The following is a 21,101-nucleotide window of genomic DNA, read 5'->3' on the forward strand; positions in this document are numbered from 1 at the left end:
ATCAAAGACGAGATCTCAGAGATGTCGGGACGCTCCGTATCGTACGGCACGCTGTACAGCTACCTCGACCAGCTCTATCGCAAAAACCTGGTCAACAAGCGATCCGGTGACCCCAGCCCCGAGCGAGGCGGCCGTAGAAAGATATTCTACAATGTCACAAAAAAGGGCATGGCAGCACTTAAGGCGGCCCACGAGCTGAGTAATTCGGTCTGGACCGACGCCACGGAACTTCTCAAGTAAGGAACTTACGCCACGATGAACGATAAACGACACAACCCTCCCCGACTCGCAGAGCGGATCCTCGCCCACGTCGCCTCGACGACCGAGCCTGCTGCCCTGCTCGGTGACCTCGAGGAAGAGTTCTGCCGCCGCGCCGAAATGGATTCGATTAAAGCAGCAAAAGCCTGGTACTGGCAGCAGATCATGAGGTCGATCCCGCCATTCACCGTCAATTCAACCGTCTGGAGCATGATAATGATCTCGAATTACATCAAGGTAGCCATTCGCAATATGACCCGTCACAAGACCTACACAATCATCAACCTTGCCGGGCTGGCCATCGGCATAGCCTGCAGCGTGCTGATGCTGATGTGGGTGGCCGACGAACTGAGCTTCGACCGCTTTCACAGCAAGTCAGATCGCATTTACAGGCTCCTTGTTGAACCCTACCAGGCTTCCGGAAAACCCCTGGCGGTCTCTGCCCCGATCCTCGCGGGGAAGATGCAGGATGAATTCCCCGAGGTCGAAAATGCTGTCAGGATGAGAAACAGCAGCACTTTGCTGATGTCGGCCGGCGAGAGTAAGTTCTATGAGAGCTCCGGGATCCTTGCCGACCCGTCATTCTTTGAGATATTCGATTTTCCGTTCATCAAGGGGGATCCGGCCACCGCACTGACAGACCTTTACTCGATCGTGCTGACCGAATCGCTGGCGGAGAAGTATTTCGGCAAGGAAAATCCTATAGGAAAGACAGTCAGGATCAATAACAAAACAGACTTCCTGGTGACCGGCGTCATCGCAGACATTCCAGGCAACTCCCACCTGCGATTTGGATTTGTCAGGCCATTCGACCTCCTCAAAGAGGCGGGCCGCGATTTTGAAGACTGGGGCGCTGTCTCATACCACACCTACGCTCTTCTCTATGAGAATGCTTCTCCAGCGGCAGTCGACGAAAAACTTATCGCGCTGATCAACCGCGAGGAGCCGGACCGCACGGTCAATTATTACCTGCAGCCCCTCAAAGAGACTCACCTGCATTCCGATTTCGTTTTTGACAACGCGGTCACAGGCAATATCCTCTATGTATATATCTTCAGCGCGGGTGCCATTTTCATACTCCTTATCGCCTGCATCAACTTCATGAACCTCGCCACGGCAAGGTCCGGCATACGCGCCCGTGAAGTGGGGATGCGCAAGGTCGTCGGCGCCGCGAGGTCAGACATCATCAGGCAGTTCTTCGGCGAATCGATACTCGCTTCGATGATTGCGCTGGCAGTCGCCATTGCGCTGATACAGACGACACTACCATTTTTCAACGAATTATCCGGAAAAGAACTGGCGTTCAACCTCCTCGCCACCCCGCAGCTCGCATTTGGGCTGCTGGCGCTGACGCTCGTGACCGGCCTCATATCGGGCAGCTACCCGGCCCTCTTTCTCTCGTCATTCAAACCGGTGAAGGTCCTGAAAGGTTCGCGGGGGTCCACGGGCAGCGGTTCAAAATTCCGCAGGGTCCTGGTAGTATTGCAGTTCTCTCTGACCATCATCCTGATCATCGGCACGATGGTCGTTCACCAGCAGCTCGGGCACATAAGATCGAGGGAACTCGGATACGACAGCGATCACATCATCGTCATGCCGATGAGAGGTGAGATCAGAACCCAACACGAGACGCTGAAAGAAGAGCTCATAAAGGATCCGGCCATATTGAGCGTGACGGCAGCGTCGAGTATCCCCACAAATATCTCCATCAGCGCTTCCAGCGGTACCTGGGAGGGCAAGCCCGAAGACGTCAGCGTCCAGATTCATATAAATACAGTAGATTACAGCTATCTCGAGACATTCAAAATGGAGATGGCATCCGGGGAGTTCTTCTCGAAAGACCGCACGACAGACGCCGATAACTTCGTCGTGAATGAAGCAGCCGTTGCGGCCATGGGACTCAGCGATCCGATAGGCGCCGGGTTCGACATCCTCGGCTCTGAGGAAAGCACGATAATCGGGGTCGTAAAGGATTTCAACTACGAATCGGCCCGCACGAATATCGAACCTATGGTCATGGTCATCGCCGACCAGTGGAAACGCTACGTCTGTGTCCGCATAAATGGCAACGACATCAGTGGGGCGATCAGCACGATGGAAAGTAACTGGAAAGATCTCGCGCCGGCCTTCCCATTCGAGTATTCGTTCCTCGACGAACGCATCGATGCCCTCTACCGCGCCGAGCAGCGGATGATGACATTGTTCAATTACTTCACCGGGCTGGCGATGTTCATAGCATGTCTCGGACTGTTCGGGATGGCATCGTTCACCGCGGAGCGGCGCACGAAAGAGATCGGGATCAGAAAGGCCCTTGGAGCCTCGGAGACCGACATCGTGAAGCTGCTGTCGATGGAGTTCTCGAAGCTGGTGCTTCTGGCGAATGTCATCGCGTGGCCGGTCGCATGGCTGGCGATGAACCGCTGGCTGCAGTCGTTTGCCTACAGGGTCGACCTGTCGATCTGGGTGTTCGCCGCGGCCGGGGCTGCCGCATTTGCGGTGGCATTTCTGACGGTGGCGTCACAGGCGATAAAGGCTGCCGTGACAAGACCTGTGGAGGCGCTGAAGTATGAATAGGCAGGATCAGAGATGATGGAGAGGCGACTTAAACCTCCAGCTCTCGCGGTGCGTATCCTCGCCCATATCGCCTCTACGACCGAGCCAGCGTCGCTGCTGGGTGACATCGAGGAGGAATTCCGATATCGAGCTACGACCGATTCGCCGGCAAAGGCTAAAGCCTGGTACTGGCTGCAGATCCTGAGGTCTGTTGGACCGTTCATCATCAATTCAACCGTATGGAGTGTAATAATGCTGTCAAGTTACCTGAAAGTGGCTGTCCGTAACATGACCCGGCACAAGAGTTACACATTGATCAACCTGTCAGGCCTCGCCATCGGCATAGCCTGCAGCGTGCTGATGCTGATGTGGGTCGCCGACGAACTGAGCTTTGACCGTTTTCACAGCAGGGCCGATCGCATTCACAGGGTCCTTCTCGACCCGCTCGGCGCATCGGACAAGCACGAAGCGGTCTCCCCCCCACCCCTTGCCGCAAAGATGAAGAGCAGTTTCCCCGAGGTTGAAAACGCCTTCAGGATGGCGAGCCATGGCGGGAAGCTGATGATAGTCAGTGATATGAAGTTCAACGAAAGTGGCGGGATCATGGCCGACCCCGAGATCTTTGAGATATTCGATTTCCATTTCATAAAGGGTGATCCTGCTAACGTTCTCACCGACATTCACTCGGTCGTACTGAGCAAGTCGCTCGCGGAGAAGTATTTTGGAACGGAGAACCCTATCGGAGAGACCATCAATTTCAACAATAGTACAGATTTCACAGTGACCGGAGTGTTCACCGATGTACCGGAGAACTCACACCTGCGCTTTTCATTCGTCAGACCGTTCGAGCTGCTGGCAGAGAGTGGGCGCGATCTCGATAACTGGGGTGACATCTCATTTCACACATACGTGCTTCTGAGCGATAACGCCTCACCAGAGGTGGTTGACGCAAAGATAAAGACCCTCATCGAGGCTGAGACCAACGGGCACAACATGTACTATCTCCAGCCTCTGACCGAAATCCACCTCCATTCCGATTTCAATTTCGACAACGCGGTCACGGGCAATGTCCTTTACGTGTATATCTTCAGCGCGGGAGCCGTTTTCATACTACTGATCGCCTGCATCAACTTCATGAATCTCGCTACGGCGAGATCTGGCATCCGCGCCCGCGAAGTGGGAATGCGCAAGGTCGTAGGAGCAGCGAGGGCCGACATCGTCAGGCAGTTCTTTGGCGAATCGATAATGTCATCGATGATCGCGACTGTACTTGCTGTGATCCTCATACAGATGGCGCTTCCAGTCTTTAACGAGTTATCGGGCAAGAGTCTCGCGCTCGGCTCCTCGGGCATGGGGCATTGGAGCATTCTGGCTGGTGGATTATTTCTACTGGCCCTTCTTACCGGCATCATCTCGGGCAGCTACCCCGCACTGTTCCTTTCATCCTTTCACCCGGCGAAGGTCCTGAAGAGTGCACGCAGTGCCGGAACCGGCGGATCGGGGTTCCGCAAAGGCCTGGTGGTCCTGCAGTTCTCCCTCACGATCATCCTGCTCATAGGGACAATGGTCGTACACCGGCAGCTGGGGTACATCAGGTCGATGGACCTCGGGTACGACAGCGAGCATATCGTCGTGATGCCGATGAGAAGCGGGGAGATTCGGAAAAGGTTCAAAACGCTTAAAACGGAGTTTCAGGGACTGCCAGGAGTCAAAAACGTCACCTTCGCGTCAGCCATACTGACAAATATAGGCAGCGGCACATCGGGCGCCTGGTGGGAAGGCAAGCCGGACGACGTGAGGCTGCAGATCCAGGCCGCGTCGGTCGACCCCGACTACCTGGAGACATTCGGGATGGAAATGGCGGTGGGTGAGTTCTTCGAGCCGGATGAGGCCGCGCAGGACACGCCATTCGGAGGAAACGCCGCAGAGCCTCTTGCCACAGATGGCGCCGATGGCGAGACTCCACCGGAGGTCCATTTCGTGGTAAACGAAGCTGCTGTAAGGGCAATGGGGCTTGCGGATCCCGTCGGGTGGCCGTTCAAGGCGATGGGCGCTGAGAACGGAAAGATCATCGGCGTGGTTCGCGACTTCAACTATAAGTCGGCACACAGCAGCATCGATCCCCTGTTCATGATAAGCGCTCCAGAGGGGTTTTATTATGTATGCGTAAGGATGGACGGGGCTGATATCCCAGGCACTATCGCCTCGATGGAAAAGAGCTGGAAGGCGTTCGCCCCACAGTTCACCTTCGACTATTCTTTTATGGACGAAAGGCTGGACGCCCTGTACCGGACCGAACAGCGCATGGTGAAGCTGTTCAACTACTTCACCTTCCTCGCAATCTTCATCGCCTGCCTGGGACTCTTCGGGATGGCTTCCTTTACCGCTGAACGACGCACGAAAGAGATCGGGATCAGGAAAGCACTCGGCGCCTCGATCGGCGACATCGTGCGGCTGCTCTCGATGGAATTCACGCGCCTGGTACTTCTGGCGAATGTCATCGCCTGGCCGATCGCGTGGCTGGCGATGAACCGCTGGCTGCAGTCGTTCGCCTTCCGGGTCGACCTGTCGATATGGCTGTTCGCCGCGGCCGGGGCAGCTGCCTTTGTGGTGGCATTTCTAACGGTGGCGTCGCAGGCGATAAAGGCAGCTGTGACTAGGCCCGTGGAGGCGCTGAAGTATGAGTAGGGAGCTTTCCGTGCCTAGCGGACCGGATTCAACTTATCCTGAGCTCATTCATACCTGATGTTTTTTATAGGGTTCGCGATAGCCGCGGCTATGGCCCTGTGACTCACCGTCACAAGGGCGAGCGCCAGCCCGACCGACACGGACAGCAACGGCATCCAGAGGGAGAGACTCGCCCGGTAGGCAAAGTTCTCGAGCCAGCGATCCATGATCATCCAGGCAAGAGGGCAGGCTATGATGTTTGCGACCAATACGAGCCAGGTGATCCTGCGGGAAAGAAGTACCAGGATGTCTCCCGTCGAAGCACCCAGCACTTTGCGGATCCCGATTTCTTTGGTTCTCTGCTCTGCCGAGAACGAAACGAGTCCATAGAGTCCCAGGCAGGCGATCACGATTGACAGCACAAAAAAGGTCAGCATTATACGCCCGGTATTCATCTCATTTTTATAAAGGGCGTCGAAGTCGTCGTTGAGGAATGAATACTCGAATATCCCTTCATCCCCAAAATTGTTCCAGGCCTTACGGACACTATTGACTACTGCGGCAGGATCCGTTTCTCCCAGCCTCAAACTTACAAAATAGCCCGGCCTTGCACCCAGATACCTGACCATCAAGGGCCCGATCTTGTGATGGAGCGAATAGAAATTGAAATCCTCGAGGACTCCGATGATCGTAACGAATTCTCCCTGGTACGGACCATAAAAATCCTTGAGGAAACGCTTGCCGACAGGATCTTCGAGGCCAAGCATCTCAGCAGCAGTCTCGTTTATCACCACGGCCGAACTCTTGTCCGATTCGATATCATCAGAGAAGAACCTTCCACGCGACATATTCACTCCGAATACTTCGGCAAACCTGGAATCCGAATCGACCGTATATATGTAATTCTCATCGTCGCTGGCCGCGCCCTCAAGCGTGTATCTGTTGTCATCGAAATGTCTTCCCGGCAAGGTGTTACTATTTGAGACTGCCATCACTCCAGGGATCCTGCCGAGTTCCTGGATGAAAGCATCCAGTCGGTCGCCCAGCAAACGCGCCCGGTGGACCACAAGTACCCGGTCCTTATCGAACCCGAGCCTCGCGGAGGTGAGATATTTCGACTGGCTATAAATAACAAACGCGCTGAGAAGGATAACCGTGGCGACAGTATACTGGAAGATGACCAGCCCATCCCTCGTCCTGCTCCTGAATGTTCCCCGGGCCATACCCGACTTGATGGCCTCTGCCGGCTTGAAGGAGGAGAGATAAAACGCGGGATAGGTGCCCGCGATAAGGCCTGATACAATACTGACTATAAACAATGCCGCCAGGTTCAGCGGGGAAAATACTTCACTTGAAGACATCGCCTTGCCGACAAGGCCGTTGAACCCCGGAAGAACGAAGTAGATGAGGCAGGCCGACAGGACAAACGATAAGCCACTCGACAAGATCGACTCTAACAGAAACTGCCTCACCAGCATATTCCTGCCTGCCCCGACGACCTTGCGCACCCCGACTTCCTTTGCCCGCTTTCCCGCCCTGGCAGTCGAAAGATTTATAAAATTCACGCATGCGACAAGAAGGATCAGGAAGGCCACAAGCGAGAAGATATATACATATGTGATGTCACCACTGCCGGGTAGGTCATCGTTTACCCTTGAATCGAGGTGTATTGAAGTGAGGGGTTGAAAATCGAGACGGAATCTTTTCTCAGGACTTTCCATGATCCTGGAGATATCGACCCCGTAAGATTTCATGATATGATCGCCGTAGTTCTTTTCGACGAAAGCCGCCATAAGAGGGTTGAGGGCAACAGGAGATGATCCTTCAACAAGCTTTACGTAGGTCATGACGCTGTTGCTCCCCCAACCACTACTACCCCAGTCGTAATTGAAGATCATATTGTATTGAAGATGAGATTTCCCCGGACAATCCCTGAATACACCGGTCACTTCGTAATCCTTGCCAATAGTCGAGATACCGATAGACCGGCCTATCGGATCCTTGTTACCGAAATATTTCCTGGCGATACTCTCCGATAACACAACGGTCTGTGGCCGGTTGAGAGCCGACGCGGACGACCCTTTCAGAAATTCCACATCGAAAATATCGAAAAAATTGTTGTCCGAAATTATCGATCTCTCTTCCAGGAAAAATTTCTCCCCGCACTGGACGGAAAGTTTTCTGTTTATAGAATATACCAGGGCAGCATCCGTCACATCGGCCAGGTCCGTCTCCAATGCTTCAGCGAGGAGCACGGGAGTCGCCACTTGCACCCTCTCCTCTTCTCCACGAAGGATCTTGACGCGGTATATCCTGTCAGCATCTGGTTGATACCTGTCGTAACTCGTCTCGTCGATCACCCACATCGCGATCAGGAATGAACAGGCGAGCCCGATAGCCAGACCCGATATATTTATTATGGAATAGACCTTGTCCTTTTTAAGCTTTCTCAAAGCAAGGATCAGATAGCTTCTCAGCATAGTTATACTCCAGATGAAAGAATTGAATGCAAGGTACAGGGAAGCGCTCAGAGCCTGGGACCAGTAAGCTCTTGAAGCTCTGCCAGCCCCGTGCTCCCTGCGGATCTCATGATAATATTCCTCTAGGTCTCCCGATATTGTCTGCTTCTCGGTCGATGAGGCGAACAGTCCGAGTAGCTTTTTCGCCAGACGGGGAGGATTTTGTCCCATGTCATTTTCTTGCCGATTTCCGGTCACGCGCCCTCAGTCCCTTCGATGATCCCGGGGATCCCCTTCCAGAGGTTCTCCTGCAGCTCGGCTGTCTCCTTCAACGCCAAAATCCCCTGCTTCGTGAGACGATAATAGCATTTGCTCTTGCCGCCCCTGTGCGGTTCGGGGTCGGCCATCCTCTTTTCGACAAGATTCTTTTTCGCAAGGTTGTCCATTGAGACCCAAAGCCCGCCAAATTTCAGCTTTTTGCCGGCACGCTGTTCGACCTCCGCGATTATCGTCACCCCGTATGCGTTATCCTTCAGCCGCAGCACCGCCAGAAGAAGTATCTCGTCGTTTCGTGTCAGTATCATCCTGGTGACTCCAATCCATTTTTGACAGTTAACATCGGCACAGATTTGATAATCCCGATGGTCACATACATTATTACGAATAATTAGTAATAAAGTTACAGGATAATTTTCAAACAGGGGCCTTGACAACCCGACCGTTTTAAGATATGTTCAAACCAGTTGGTATTGCAAACCGGTCTGAAGCTGTAAGGAGCTAGTTATGGACACCGAAAAAAATCTCGCGGCGACACGTCATAAATTATATAAGTTCTGGACGATGGACGGGATCGGAGAATTGACCATCGGGCTGTCGTTCCTCTCTCTGGGTGCACTGGTCTACTTTGATTCCCCGATATTTGTAACATTCTGCGCCCTGGCTGGAGCCCTGCCGATCTTGTTGAAGAAGCGATTTGTATTTCCGCGTACCGGCTATTATACATCCGACTCGGCCCCCGCGACCCGGGACATCAACTCGCGATTCGGGTATTTCATTGTGTCGATCCTCATTCTGCTGACAGCCCTTGGGGTGATGAAAGCCACGGGTATGAGCTTCCCCTCCCTCATAGAGGATAACGTCCTGATCCTGGCTGGACTGCTGTTCACCGCGGCGATAATAGCGGGCGCGCTTTACACCGGAATCAAAAGAGTCTATTTCTACGCGGCCCTGACGCTGGGACTGTTCATACATGGTTCGCTGCGGACCTACCCTACGACAGACGGCATGGACCTTGTAAGAGAAGCTCTTGGCCTGCACATCATAGTTTTCGGAGCGGTGTGCTTTCTGATCGGCTGCGCATTCTTTGTCAGATTCCTGATCAAGTATCCGGTCATAAAGGATGTGGATGATGAAAAAGAATAATGACAGCGAAGCCTCAAAGCCCGGGCAACCGCTGATTGACTCGCTGATTCATGCACCGGCAAGGTTCAAGATAATGTCAAACCTCTATCTTGTTGGCTGGGTCGACTTCCTCTTTCTTCAGAACCTCACGGGACTGACCAGGGGAAACCTCTCATCACACCTGACCAGACTGGAAAAAGCGGAGTATGTGCTGATCAAAAAGGAATTCATCGGCAAGATCTCGCATACAACCATCTCGATGAGCGATAAAGGGCACAAGGCGTTCAACATCTACCGGGAAAACTTAAAGAAGCTGCTCGAAGATATCCCGGAGTAGCGGGAGTCTGGCGGTCATCTTACCGTTATCGGAGAAGCACCATCTTTCTCGTCAGGACATGCTTGCCCGCCTTGAGGCGGTAGAAGTAGACGCCCGCTCCGACCCGTTGCCCCTTGTGGTTGCGGCCGTCCCATATGGCGACATGGTAGCCGCGGCTCTGCGTCAGGTCGACGAGGCGATCGACCCTTCTTCCCGACACGTCAAAGACATCGACTGTGACCGGCGATTTCGCAGGCAGGAAATACCTGATGGTGGTTACTGGATTGAAAGGATTGGGGTAGTTCTGGAACAGGGTGAGCGGTAACTGAGGTGTGCTGATCTCACCTGTCTCGAAGAGGATTCTGCTCTGAGAGTCGAGTTCGTAGAGAACGCGGTAACGGTAGGCCTGATCATTCTCTATGCCGGCATCGACTACCCTGAAGTCCAGCCCATGGGCCTCGACGATCAGGCCGGGCATCGGCGTGAACAGTTCTTCGCCGCTCGCCGCCCTCTCGACGCTGAATTTTACGCCGTCATCCAGCTCGCTCAAAGACCACCTGATCTCTATGAATTCTCCGAGATGACTCGCCGCGAACGACTGGAGCAGGGTGGCCACATACTGGTTATCGACAAAGATCGAATCCTCGATGGAGCCGTCGTTGCCGGTATCGATCAGAATCTTGACGGGCAGCGTCCCGATATCGTCCCAGGACGGCACGATTGTATGAGATGTGTTCGCCGGAAGATCGATCGCCGAGTGCTCGAAAATACCTCCCGCACTTGCCGCAGCGATCCTCAGCCTGAGCTTGTACGACTTCTGCGGTCCATGATTGACGAATCTCAGGCTTCCGCTCTCCGGCGGTTCTATCGTCACCGAATCGCCCTGGACGAGGACACACTGCATCAGGCTGAATACTCTTTCTCCGCCGAAGATCTCTTCGCAAAGCTCGCCGCTGACTGTCTTCATGGCCGCATCGGGATTGACCAGAGTAAACACCTCTCCGCAGTTCACTCGGTCGGTCTGAGTCAAAACGGCATCGTTTCTCGCGTAAGAGAAGATCAGCGATTCAGTAAAGTACGACATCGACACGTCCGGACCGGGGAAATCCGTCATCGTCACATCGTACGGACCCTCGGGGAGAATGTATTCCATCGGAGGGTGAAAAGAACCGGTAAGAGGTACCACCGGGCGAGCGTCCGGGATCGAATTGTAGATGCTGCCACCTGAGAAACCGATCGATCCTCCCATCTCGCCCTCTATATCTATCGAAGTCCCCTCCGTGTTGTACAGGCTGACATATCCCGGCCCTGCGGCCGGCCCTGCGAAGGAGCCGGTCGATTTGCCCCATGCAAAAGTTCGTAGCATGTCACGGCCGGCTGAGGAGCTCGAAAAATCCGCAGGCGGCTCGAAGTAGTTACTCGCCCTGTCCATGAGATGCAGCAGAGAATCTCCACCCCAGCCTGGAAGATTATCGTAGTTCCAGCAGCCGCTCTCCACACCCACCACTATCCTGGCGGAATGATCGTCGGGGAAATTGCTGTCGTAGACGTAGATCGAGTCGTATTGAGGAAAGTCTTCGCTTCTTACGACCTTCCACGGAACGACGGCGTGGGCGCCGCTTCCCGAGTTGTACCCGAGGTAGAGCCACCTGTCGTCTCTCGTATCTTCGAGAAACATCGATCTGATCTCTGCAATGGCCTGATCGGGGCTCTTGGCAAAATTCGAATCGATCCTCGCATTAAAATTCGCGCCAAGCTGATAAAGAGCGATCCCGTTGACTGTCTGCCTGAGATCGTCATCCAGAGAAAGCGCATGGAGGACGTCGTAGGCATCGACGCCGGGGTAAGAAGCTAAAAAGGTGATCTTGTCGTCGAAGGCCATCAGGCTCGACAGCGAGAATCCCAGACAGCTGCCGGCCCATTCTTCCTTGATCGACGCCCACTTCTGCACGGCCGAGGGACGGTATTCGATTCCAAAAGGAGTGTTTATGTAGCACGCGCCTGCGCCGAATACGCTGGCGAAGAGGAGCCAGTCGGGAAAATCATCCGGCTCGGCTTCGATGAATCCCGGCACGGTGAAATAGAACGGATATTCCCTGCCCGTGTTGGGATCGATGCCATTTACGTAGTCGAACCGGTTCCACCAGCTCTCCGGCCACATGTCATCCTCGACATTCCGGAAATCCCAGTCATCGCGGCCAGGAAGAAAGGGATAATACTCGAGATCGGGGTCGAGCCGGGTTAGCTCGTCCCCCTTTATTTTGAAAAGACCGCTTTCCGCTCTCTGGTTCTGATTTGTGATGTCTTCGATCAGTATTCGGCATTTTGCCGATACAACATCGGGCACCGTCCACTTGTACGATCCATCGCTGGCAGGGACGCTCGCCGCCACCTCGTGATACTCGATGTCCTGGGGATCATAATGCGTCGCGTAAGAGATCGAGATCGAATCGATCCCGACAGCGGACCATTCGATATTGTACTTCTCTCCCGCAATCCAGAGATCGTCCTCTTCTGGAGAAAGGACGATGACGGTGAAAGTGTCTGGATTAAACTCGTCCGCCCCGATATCCACGTCGGCAAGCGCGATACCGTCTCCGTCGATGATCCTGAGATCCCCGTCGATATCCATTTCGGCATTTGTAGATGGAGTATCCCCCGCGTCCACCAGAGTCGAGGCCCAATCGAGATGATGATCGAAGATCCTGAAAGTATCCCCCACCGCTGCCAGGGCGGTGATATCGCCGCTGATGAAGATCGTGTCCTCCACTGATCTTTCGATGAAGAACCACCTCTCCTCGCTCCGGTCGGGCCTTATGATGAGCTGATCGATCTTCGATCCGGGCGGGTCGAGACCGGAATGGACGATGACCGAGAGGTTCTCCTTTTCAACATAGCCGACGCTATCCGCTATTCCCGTCACTTCGGCCACGAAAAGGGGATCGATATCCTCGTTCGTAGCGTATATCCCTCCGAGGGACTGCAGTTCCTCAACTGTCCGGAAAGACCCCGTCCCCGTCCGGAACCACAGCTCGTAGAGACCGTCATTGTCGTGGAAGACGTTATACCCCACCCAGGGGATCTCGTTATCGTCCTTCGAGTATCCGTTTCCTATGTTGCCGTAAAAAATATTGCTGGCTATCCGGCTTTGAGCCCCATCGTCCAGATCGTGCCACAGGCCGATCTTGTAATTATAAGCTGCCGTGTTGTTGATAAACTCGAGATCGCTGGAATGGATCTCAGCACCATGCCCCCGCAGTGATGAAGAGAGCTGATAATACCCGTTTCCCGCTATGACACAACTTTCCACACGGACAGGCACGTCATCGCCTCCGTCATCCTCGGCCTGGATGCCGGATTCCCCGTTACCCGATATGATACATCTCTCTATCGTCAGGCCGGTGATCCCCGTCCCGATGTCTGCCAGTATCCCTGCATTCTCATTCCCGGAAAATATACTGCGGGATATCGAGATCTCGGCCGGCGACGTATATCCGCAGTTCAGGGAGATCCCCCGTCGGTTGTCAACCACTGTGATGTTCTCGACTATCAGCTGCTGGACCAGTCCGAACTCGTTTGTGAAGGCCACACCCGAACCGGCATTATCCATAAATGTTGAATTGGTTATCTCAAAGATATTATAGCCCGTACCGATGCAGCTGATGCCGCTCCCCTCATTGAATTGAAATGTGCAGCCGTCGATCAGCGCGTCGCCCTGCGAGTCGATGCCTCCCTGCGAATATCTCACCGTGCAGCCGGATAACGATAATGAACCATCGGTATGGACATCTATTCCGCTGTTATACCCCCATGTCTGGATGGAGGAAGGTTCGGGCTCAAGGTCCGTGTCGCCTCCGAACTGATCATCCTCGAAGGAGGTGAGGACCGCTCCCTCCGCTGTCATCCGGCCGTAGACGTTGAAGTTCGGATGAGATGAGACATCGGTCATCTTGAGGACCGAGCCCTCGCCGATCGAAAGAGTCCGGTCAGCCATTACATCTATCCGCCCCACGAGGAAAGGGATCTCGGCGGAGGACTGCAGCTGGCAGTCGACGTCCCGCACCTCGCCATCCATCCTGATGACATCGATCGTATTGCCGCTCCCCGTATTTCCCCTCAGGTCACGAAGAACGCATCCGTTCGCTTCGACCAGGGCGGACTGGGGCGGGTACGGAAAGAACTCGACGTCATGGAATTCATTCCCCACTACCTTGACCTGATTGACAGAGTGTAGATAGACCGTGTAGCGCCCCAATGTGCTCATATCGTTAAAAGAACATTCCGTCATCGAGAAATTCCAGAAAGGGTCGCGTGAAGTATAGTAGGGATCTATGTAGTTGATTACCCGTGATAACGCTTCGAATCCGGATTCGGAAAACTGACAGTTATCGAGAGTGACATCTCCACCTCCGAAATCGAGCAGGTAGGCTTCGCAGGTCCCGAAATGTCCCACACTGTCGAAATTGCACCATGAGAACTCGACCATATACGTATCCCGGCCGGGACTGGCGGAGCTGGTCCAGTCACCGGTCTTGATGCCGTAGGCGCCTTTGAAGATCACCCGGTCACTTGAAGTGCCGGTGACATGTATATGTCCATAGGACCGCAGCATGAGTGGTTCCGATGTGGGCGGCATGAAGATCAGCTCGAAAGGGACAGATCCCGCGCCGTCCGTACGGACATAGAAGGATCCAAAGTCGATGACCCTGTCATCTTCACCGAGGATGTTCGTCACTGCGATATCCCGCTCGATTATAAACGGCGGGCCGGGATCGAGGTCCATGAACAGGCCGTAGGCGTTCTGGTAATCCCTGTCGATCGATACCCCCCTTCCATAGAGGGAAAGGGCCGCAGTCACCCAATCCTCGAGATCTTCGTCCCATTGCCTGTTCAGGTATACTTCAGCACTGACGGGATGAAGCCCCATGGACAACATTAAAAGGAATATCAGGATGAACGAAAGATACTTCACCGTAAAAGCACCATCTTCCTCGTCCGCTCAAAATCTCCCGCTGACAGGCGATAGAAGCAGACTCCGCTCGCCACCGGTTTGTCTTTGTCGTTCTTTCCATCCCAGATCACTGAATATCCGCCGAACCTTGCTTCGAGCTCTTCGTCGATCAAAGTAGCGACAAGGCGCCCGGATACGTTGGCGTCCGCAATACAATATTCATCGGTAAAGAGACATGAATTGATGGGACTCGATCTATCTTCTATCGACCCGTTGTAATTGGGTGTAATGGACTCGATGGCCTGACTGAAGGCAGATGAACAGCTGCTGGCAATGGTCATGATAGTAATGACCAGCACACAGCATATCGTTTTCATTATTATCTCCCTTGAGAAGGTGAGAAGATTATATCAGAACAAAACTCGACATTCAAGTCGGTTTACAACTTGCGGCCAGGAACAGATTTAAAGAGCTCTGCCCGCATGGGCAACTCCTTCGCCTCGCCGACGAACCTGTCCGGGCCTGGACAAAGAGTACCCGTAGCAGGGTCAGCCCCCCCGTAATCAATCAGCGACACACCAGGGCTGATACATATTTACATGCCTAGGTACAAAGAACTTAATAGACGTCGACCAGCGTAACCATATGTTTACACTTGCAGTTATGTCATTTTTCTATTGACTGCGGAGTGTGATTATGGTAGCCTGCCCCTGATTCTAATACTAGATGTTCTCAGGGGAAAAATATAAAATCTAAATCTCGATGCCGGGAATTGATTTACTTCTTTAGACAGAATCTAAAGGGAAGGGCACTCTCATGAAACATCAGACCCATATTTATATAGCCAGGAAGGCTATCGAACTTCTCTACGACTCACTTAATAATTTAAAATACCCGAGCGGTCAGGCCGCGGCCTCTTCGAAAAAAACGGCGTGGCGCAGGGAAGCGAAGGATCTTCAGAGGATACTATACTCACACATCGGCTCTATCACAGAGGCGAGCTGGGCGCCCGACGACATCCTCTGCGACAAATCGACCTTCCACGTATTCAAGCTTTACACGGAGGACGAGTTCACGGATTTCGCGGATTTCTCAAAGGAGATCCACGTCTACCACAGCAAGAACTACCACCGGGCCTCCGGCGGTGGCGGCCTACCCTACAAGGTCGACCACCTCGCGAGAATGATCAACGACATGCTGAAGCTCAGGCAGTTCAACGACAGCTTCAACATGGAACATATCATGTACCAGTTCTTCCTTCTCTCGCATTACGTGGTCGATGCCCATGTCCCGATGCACTGCGACATCCGCGACGACAATCCCGGCTCGAAGAAGCCCAGCGAGGGTCTCTACTACCCGGATAAATGGCACGGCAAGCTCGAGCAGACATGGGAAGATGCAGTCCTTCCTGTCGGGATCGAAGAGAACCTGATCATCGCTGAAAAGGGCAAAGAGATGGGCGTGGACAGCGAATACAGTGACAGCGTCGCATACAACCTCAAGAAACACGCGAAGGAGATCGACACATTCTATCTGGAACCCAGAAAGCTCTTGGACTACATGATAGACCTCTGCATCAAGTCGAAGAAACGCAACCAGCGTCTCTTCCCCATCGCCGACCCGTCCGAGCCGGTGATGGCCAAGTTCGACGACATTACCAGGGAGATCTTCAACGCGGCAATCGGCAACGTCATCTCTATCTGGATGTGCATCTGGGCGAAGAACTGAAGAACTACCTCTTCAGATGTCGATCCATGAAGCTCGTGATCGTCTCGAACAGATGGGTCCGTGTCGCCTTGCCGGTCAGGCTGTGTTTCTTGCCCGGGTAGGTCATCATCTCGAACGGGATCATCCGGTCCTGAAGTTCCTTGAACAGACGGGTGCTGTTGGTGAACAGGACGTTGTCGTCGGCCATTCCATGTACCACCAGCAACGGGCCACGAAGGTTTTCGATATACGGAAAGACCGAGGTCGCTTCGTACCCGGCACCGTTCTGGTCAGGATGACCCAGGTACCGTTCGGTGTAATGCGTGTCGTATAACAGGTAGTCTGTGACCGGGGCGACCGCGACACCCGCATAAAACAGGTCGGGAGCTTTCATCATCGTCATCAGGGCCATGTACCCACCGTAGCTCCAGCCGAAGATCCCGATACGCTCCGCGTCGACATATGGTAGCGTGGCCAGAAATTCGGCACCGACTACCTGATCGTCTACTTCGATCTTTCCCAGTTGCCCATAGATCGGATCGTCAAACCTGGTCCCACGATGTCCCGTGCCCCTGTTGTCCAGGGTGAACACGACATATCCGTGCTGAGCGAGGTACTCGGAGTACAGACTCCAGATCCCGCTCCACTTATTGTACACCTGCTGACCGCGTGGGCCACCGTAGCAGTCGATGAACACCGGATACTTGCGATCCGCGTCGAAAGGTATCGGTTTGATAATGCTGTATTGAAGGTCCTGGCCGTCATCGGCTTTCAGTGTGCCATACTCAACGCTACTATGCCGGTCGGAATAAGGGAAATAGGGATGTCCCTCCACTAGAGGATTTTCCTCCAGCCAGGTGATGCGTGTGCCGTCTGCCCGGTGCAGGCTGACTTGGGACGGAGTATCAGTGTTGCTGAAATTATCGATGTAGCTGCTGCAATCGTCTGCCATCTCGATTCTGTGAACCCCATCACGAGATGTGAGCCGCTGTGGTTTTTCGGCATTTGAGCCGTCGAGCCTGACGGTGTATAAATGTCGTTCCAGAACGGTTTTTTCTGTACCGATGAAATATACAAGGCCTGCATCCTCGTCGACTCCGAGTACACTCTCCACACACCAGTCACCTTTTGTAAGCCGGGCCTTGATCTTACCCTCTGGCGTACAGAGATATAGATGGGGATATCCATCACGGACGCTTTTCCAGACAAAGGCCTCGCGGTCTTCGAGTACAGACAGGTCGTTGTGAAGCTCCACCCAGGTATCGCTGACTTCCTGCATGAACATGTTTGTCTTGCCGGTCTTGACATCCGCCATCAGCAGGTCGAGACTCTGCTGATCCCGCGGCTGGCGCTGGACGATTAGATGTCCGACATCGAACCAGTCGACACGTGCCAGATAGATGTCCGTCTCTTCTCCCAGATCGATCCAGGTTATGTCGCCTGTGCGTCCGCCAGCGACGGTCACTACACCAAGCGATACCAGAACGTTCGGGTCACCGGCAGCAGGATACCGCTGCTCACTCACCGAAAAACTTTCGGCATTTATCTCATAGCGCTTCGCCATCGGTACCGGTGACTCGTCAAACTGCTCAAAAGCGATATATTTCTCGTCACCTGACCACCAGTAGCCGGTGTAACGACGCATCTCCTCCTGGGCCACGAACTCGGCCATGCCATTGGAGATCACACCTCCACCATCATCGGTCAGCTGGCGTTCACGGCCGTTGCCACGATCTATCACAAAGAGATTTTTTTCACGGATGAAGGAGACAAAATTACCCAGCGGTGAAAACCGCGCGTCTGTCTCGAACTCATCGGTCTCGGTCAATCGGGTAGTCGCTTCACCGGCAGGTGATGTCAGATCATATACATAGATGTCGCCGGCCAGCGGGAACAGAAGCGCGGTACCGTCATCGGACCACCGGTACTCGACTATACCCTTGTACGACGAGATACGTTGCCGCTCGCGGCGAGCCTTTTCCTCTTCAGAGAGGATCTCCTCTCCTGGAAGAAGCACCTGCGAATCGACCAGCAACCGCGACACTCCGTCAGCGATGTTGTACTCCCATAGATCGAGTTGGTCGTGAGCTGTCTCCTTGCCCTGGAGAAAGGTCACACGCAGGCCGTCCGGGGAGATCTTCAACGAACGCAGACCGGGCCCGCTGAGGCTCGGGTCGTCGAAGATACGTTCAATGGTAAGTTGAACAGGCTCACCTGCCGATGCTGCAACTGACTCGGCTGCCGATGTGGCAGGAGCCAGAAAAAAGGACAGACATAGCAGGGTCAAAACCGGATAGATAAAGCAGGTACAACGCATAGTCGTTCTCACTTTCGATGAGTTAGTCTTTTCGGCATTCTAGCCCATCGATGCAATATATTTCAAGTCCGACTACGCGCGGGGCCTCATCGGCCTCTGTTGCACCTCACATCAACGCATCACAAGCAACTTCTTCGTCATCGACTGCTTGCCTGATGTGAGCCTGTAATAATAGATCCCTGAGCATACATTTGATCCACGCTCGTTGGTCCCATCCCAGACGACACGATGCTCTCCCCTGTCGACCTGGCCATCGACGAGGGTCGCCACTCTTCTGCCCGCGGTATCATAGATGGCAAGAAGCGTGCTGCCCGGCACCGCGACCGAATACTCGATCGTCGTAGACGGGTTACATGGGTTGGGGTAGTTCCTTATCTGGAGAACGGATTTATCTACGGTCGTGACCCTGATCTCAAGCGAAGTAAATTCCCTGTCGGTGCCGACCGCGCCGACACGATAATAATAGACCCTGTCCGGTTCGGTAGTGAGATCCGGATAGCTGGTCCTCTCCGTCGCCGGGATCAGGATACTGTTGAGCCTGAAAAAATGTTCCCCTCCATCATCCGATCGATAGATATTGTATCCGATCACCGTTTCGTCGGCGCTGATATCCCAGTCCAGAAGAACAACGCCGTCCTTGTACGTACACGTGACCGAAGTGACGGCGATGTCGAGCGTCCCTTCCCACCCGTTTATCTTCGCCATCAGCCACCAGGCAGCGTTCCCCTTTAAGTCGCAATTTTCAAATGATGTGTGGTTTTCGTCAGCTCCGGCGAGTTGCGGATGCTCGACAGGAACAGTCTGCCCGTTATATTCGTAAGTCGAAAACTCCCACTCGCCCGTGGCAGGGTCTTTCCACCAGCAGTCGATATCTGCGTAATCGTAGAGGACCTTGTTGTTCTCGATGCAGAACTGTCGGATCTGCTCGTTCCTGTTGTGCCTGTTGTATCCGTAGTATTCGGCGTGCTCTGCCGTACCGGTAAAATAGACGAATGTCACATTCGGATACTCCTGCTCGAGCATGTTCATCGTGGCAAGATAGTCGTTCACCATTGATTCCGATCCCGTATCGAGGTGGGTGCACCAGCAAAACCCCGAGATGTTGAGCGCAGGAGTACCATCGAGCGTGGCGCGCGTACGGTCGAGCCCCGCTCCGCTCCAGTAGTCGGTCGGATCGGCCGGTGTAGTATACATGCACCATGCTCCTGCCTCTTCGACTAGATACCCACCGCTGTACGGCCAAGCGACACTGTACGTAAAGTCGGATTCCTCGAGCCTGGCAAGTCCCGTGTGGAGCTGCCTGCCATGAGACTGGCGGGCATAATGGAATCTGCAATTATCCTGTACCGCGTCGATCACCTCGAGCGGGATCTTCGAGATATCGGTGCAGGTGTGGTCGATGATAAGCGGCGATGTCCTCTCGCCCGCTTCGGCTGGCGCCGAAATCGCGGTCACAAGACCGACGAAAATTATTCCGATAAAAATGCTGTTCGTTCTTTTCAATTTTCTACCCCTCGTTACTTTGCTCATTCGTCATTTTGCCGCCCGGGCCCCCATCGTCGGAGATACGCAGGCACCGCAGGTTCAGAGCGCCGTTATCTCCGCCGCGCGCCTTCAGCACCATAGCCCCCCAGAGAGTTCGGTGCGTGCCCGGACGGGCGGATTCATCAGGCTGCGCCAGATACGTTCATGCCTTCCCGCAATCACGCAGCTGCCCGCAGAGATATTTCATTTTTTGGAAAATCGTAACGAAGCTTTAGATATGGGTCATACTTGTCGTTCGTTGATTGATGCTGCAAGGAACATTCCACGGAAACTGGCCGCGCAAGGCCTGATGACCTCGCCGTTAGTCATAGTTTCCCGTTGTGTATTGGAGTTTCGAGGAGGGTATGATTATTTTTGTAATACCGGGTTGTTGTGATCATGGGCCGGCTGAAAATCGGCTATTTCACCCGGCGGGTTATGACTGATTATTGATATTATTCGGCAGAATGCATGACGTTTCTGACTTAACTCGCCCCTTGAAAATCGGCCATTCGTCAGGCATGAAAAATTATCAAATGGGTCGTCATCCCCATCGAGAATTATCACAAACCGGAAGCTATCGGAGGGCACTCACGAATCCTTTCGAAGCTGGAGCCGTAGTACGGCCCATATATATCATCCGCATTGGCGTGGCACCATCATTCAGGTCATCTCCTGAACATTCAACTATTCCTTAATCATCCTCCTTGTATTTCTTAGATAATGTTCATTTTTCTATGATTGATCTAAAATAATTGTTGACAGATTTTCGGGAACGTTTCGGGCGTTGTCCGAGGTGGCCCGATATTTCGATGTGTCAGGCCATTCTAGTGGGCGCATTCCCGTGTTTTTTTGTTTTTCGTGATTTCTCTCACCGATTCATCTTTTTGGCCGCTGGCCGACGTCTGTATGGCTCCAAAAACTCCATGGTATAATGCAGTCAATGGG

General features: G+C 53.6%; 12 protein-coding genes. 6 read left to right on the forward strand and 6 right to left on the reverse strand.

Going from position 1 to position 21,101, the window contains the following annotated elements; translation table 11 throughout:
* From KOO63_14545 to KOO63_14555, 3 genes are all read left to right on the forward strand, one after another.
* Window positions 1-240: PadR family transcriptional regulator (locus KOO63_14545; protein ID MBU8923034.1), on the forward strand; the 240-nt coding region annotated here is incomplete at its 5' end.
* A gap of 15 nt (window positions 241-255) precedes the next feature.
* Complete coding sequence (locus KOO63_14550) at window positions 256-2,832, forward strand: ABC transporter permease (protein MBU8923035.1); 2,577 nt, start codon at window positions 256-258, stop codon at window positions 2,830-2,832.
* A gap of 12 nt (window positions 2,833-2,844) precedes the next feature.
* Window positions 2,845-5,499: an ABC transporter permease gene (locus KOO63_14555; GenBank protein ID MBU8923036.1), complete on the forward strand. Its 2,655-nt coding sequence runs from the start codon at window positions 2,845-2,847 to the stop codon at window positions 5,497-5,499.
* Window positions 5,500-5,543: 44 nt separating this feature from the next.
* Here the strand turns inward: KOO63_14555 and KOO63_14560 are convergent, their stop codons facing one another.
* Together KOO63_14560 and KOO63_14565 are read right to left on the reverse strand one after the other, a co-directional pair.
* Window positions 5,544-8,168 carry an ABC transporter permease gene (locus tag KOO63_14560; protein ID MBU8923037.1) on the reverse strand — a complete coding sequence of 875 codons (2,625 nt, stop codon included), beginning with the start codon at window positions 8,166-8,168 and terminating at the stop codon, window positions 5,544-5,546.
* Window positions 8,169-8,191: 23 nt separating this feature from the next.
* The gene (locus KOO63_14565; protein ID MBU8923038.1) at window positions 8,192-8,521 is read right to left on the reverse strand and encodes a helix-turn-helix transcriptional regulator; all 330 of its coding nucleotides are present in this window, start codon (window positions 8,519-8,521) and stop codon (window positions 8,192-8,194) included.
* A gap of 199 nt (window positions 8,522-8,720) precedes the next feature.
* Between KOO63_14565 and KOO63_14570 the strand changes: the two genes are divergently transcribed.
* Together KOO63_14570 and KOO63_14575 are read left to right on the forward strand one after the other, a co-directional pair.
* Window positions 8,721-9,359, forward strand: a complete 639-nt coding sequence (locus KOO63_14570) for a hypothetical protein (protein MBU8923039.1) — start codon at window positions 8,721-8,723, stop codon at window positions 9,357-9,359.
* The gene (locus KOO63_14575) at window positions 9,343-9,675 is read left to right on the forward strand and encodes a transcriptional regulator (GenBank protein ID MBU8923040.1); all 333 of its coding nucleotides are present in this window, start codon (window positions 9,343-9,345) and stop codon (window positions 9,673-9,675) included. The genes KOO63_14570 and KOO63_14575 overlap by 17 nt, the downstream gene beginning before the upstream one ends.
* Window positions 9,676-9,700: 25 nt before the next feature.
* Here the strand turns inward: KOO63_14575 and KOO63_14580 are convergent, their stop codons facing one another.
* Both KOO63_14580 and KOO63_14585 read right to left on the reverse strand, forming a co-directional pair.
* A complete protein-coding gene (locus KOO63_14580) occupies window positions 9,701-14,626 on the reverse strand; it encodes a right-handed parallel beta-helix repeat-containing protein (GenBank protein MBU8923041.1) in 4,926 nt (1,641 codons plus the stop codon).
* Entirely contained in the window at window positions 14,623-14,982 is a 360-nt protein-coding gene (locus KOO63_14585) for a hypothetical protein (GenBank protein ID MBU8923042.1), read from the reverse strand. Before KOO63_14585 ends, KOO63_14580 begins: the two co-directional genes overlap by 4 nt.
* A 439-nt stretch (window positions 14,983-15,421) precedes the next feature.
* Here KOO63_14585 and KOO63_14590 point away from each other — a divergent pair, with 439 nt between their 5' ends.
* The gene (locus KOO63_14590) at window positions 15,422-16,333 is read left to right on the forward strand and encodes a hypothetical protein (GenBank protein MBU8923043.1); all 912 of its coding nucleotides are present in this window, start codon (window positions 15,422-15,424) and stop codon (window positions 16,331-16,333) included.
* A gap of 4 nt (window positions 16,334-16,337) precedes the next feature.
* On the opposite strand, the gene KOO63_14595 is transcribed toward KOO63_14590, so the two are convergent.
* Both KOO63_14595 and KOO63_14600 read right to left on the reverse strand, forming a co-directional pair.
* A complete protein-coding gene (locus KOO63_14595) occupies window positions 16,338-18,629 on the reverse strand; it encodes a S9 family peptidase (GenBank protein MBU8923044.1) in 2,292 nt (763 codons plus the stop codon).
* Between the two features lie 111 nt (window positions 18,630-18,740).
* The gene (locus KOO63_14600) at window positions 18,741-20,132 is read right to left on the reverse strand and encodes a T9SS type A sorting domain-containing protein (GenBank protein MBU8923045.1); all 1,392 of its coding nucleotides are present in this window, start codon (window positions 20,130-20,132) and stop codon (window positions 18,741-18,743) included.
* Window positions 20,133-21,101 lie beyond the last annotated feature (969 nt).

The organism is Candidatus Latescibacterota bacterium, from assembly GCA_019038625.1.
In the GTDB taxonomy this organism is placed as follows: Bacteria; Krumholzibacteriota; Krumholzibacteriia; order Krumholzibacteriales; family Krumholzibacteriaceae; genus JAGLYV01.

Bases quoted from the DNA above. Each gene is read 5' to 3' on its own strand.
- KOO63_14595 (MBU8923044.1), bottom strand. From the start codon at position 18,629: ATGCGTTGTACCTGCTTTATCTATCCGGTTTTGACCCTGCTATGTCTG.
- KOO63_14585 (MBU8923042.1), bottom strand. From the start codon at position 14,982: ATGAAAACGATATGCTGTGTGCTGGTCATTACTATCATGACCATTGCC.
- KOO63_14550 (MBU8923035.1), top strand. From the start codon at position 256: ATGAACGATAAACGACACAACCCTCCCCGACTCGCAGAGCGGATCCTC.
- KOO63_14570 (MBU8923039.1), top strand. From the start codon at position 8,721: ATGGACACCGAAAAAAATCTCGCGGCGACACGTCATAAATTATATAAG.
- KOO63_14565 (MBU8923038.1), bottom strand. From the start codon at position 8,521: ATGATACTGACACGAAACGACGAGATACTTCTTCTGGCGGTGCTGCGG.
- KOO63_14590 (MBU8923043.1), top strand. From the start codon at position 15,422: ATGAAACATCAGACCCATATTTATATAGCCAGGAAGGCTATCGAACTT.
- KOO63_14560 (MBU8923037.1), bottom strand. From the start codon at position 8,168: ATGGGACAAAATCCTCCCCGTCTGGCGAAAAAGCTACTCGGACTGTTC.
- KOO63_14575 (MBU8923040.1), top strand. From the start codon at position 9,343: ATGATGAAAAAGAATAATGACAGCGAAGCCTCAAAGCCCGGGCAACCG.
- KOO63_14555 (MBU8923036.1), top strand. From the start codon at position 2,845: ATGATGGAGAGGCGACTTAAACCTCCAGCTCTCGCGGTGCGTATCCTC.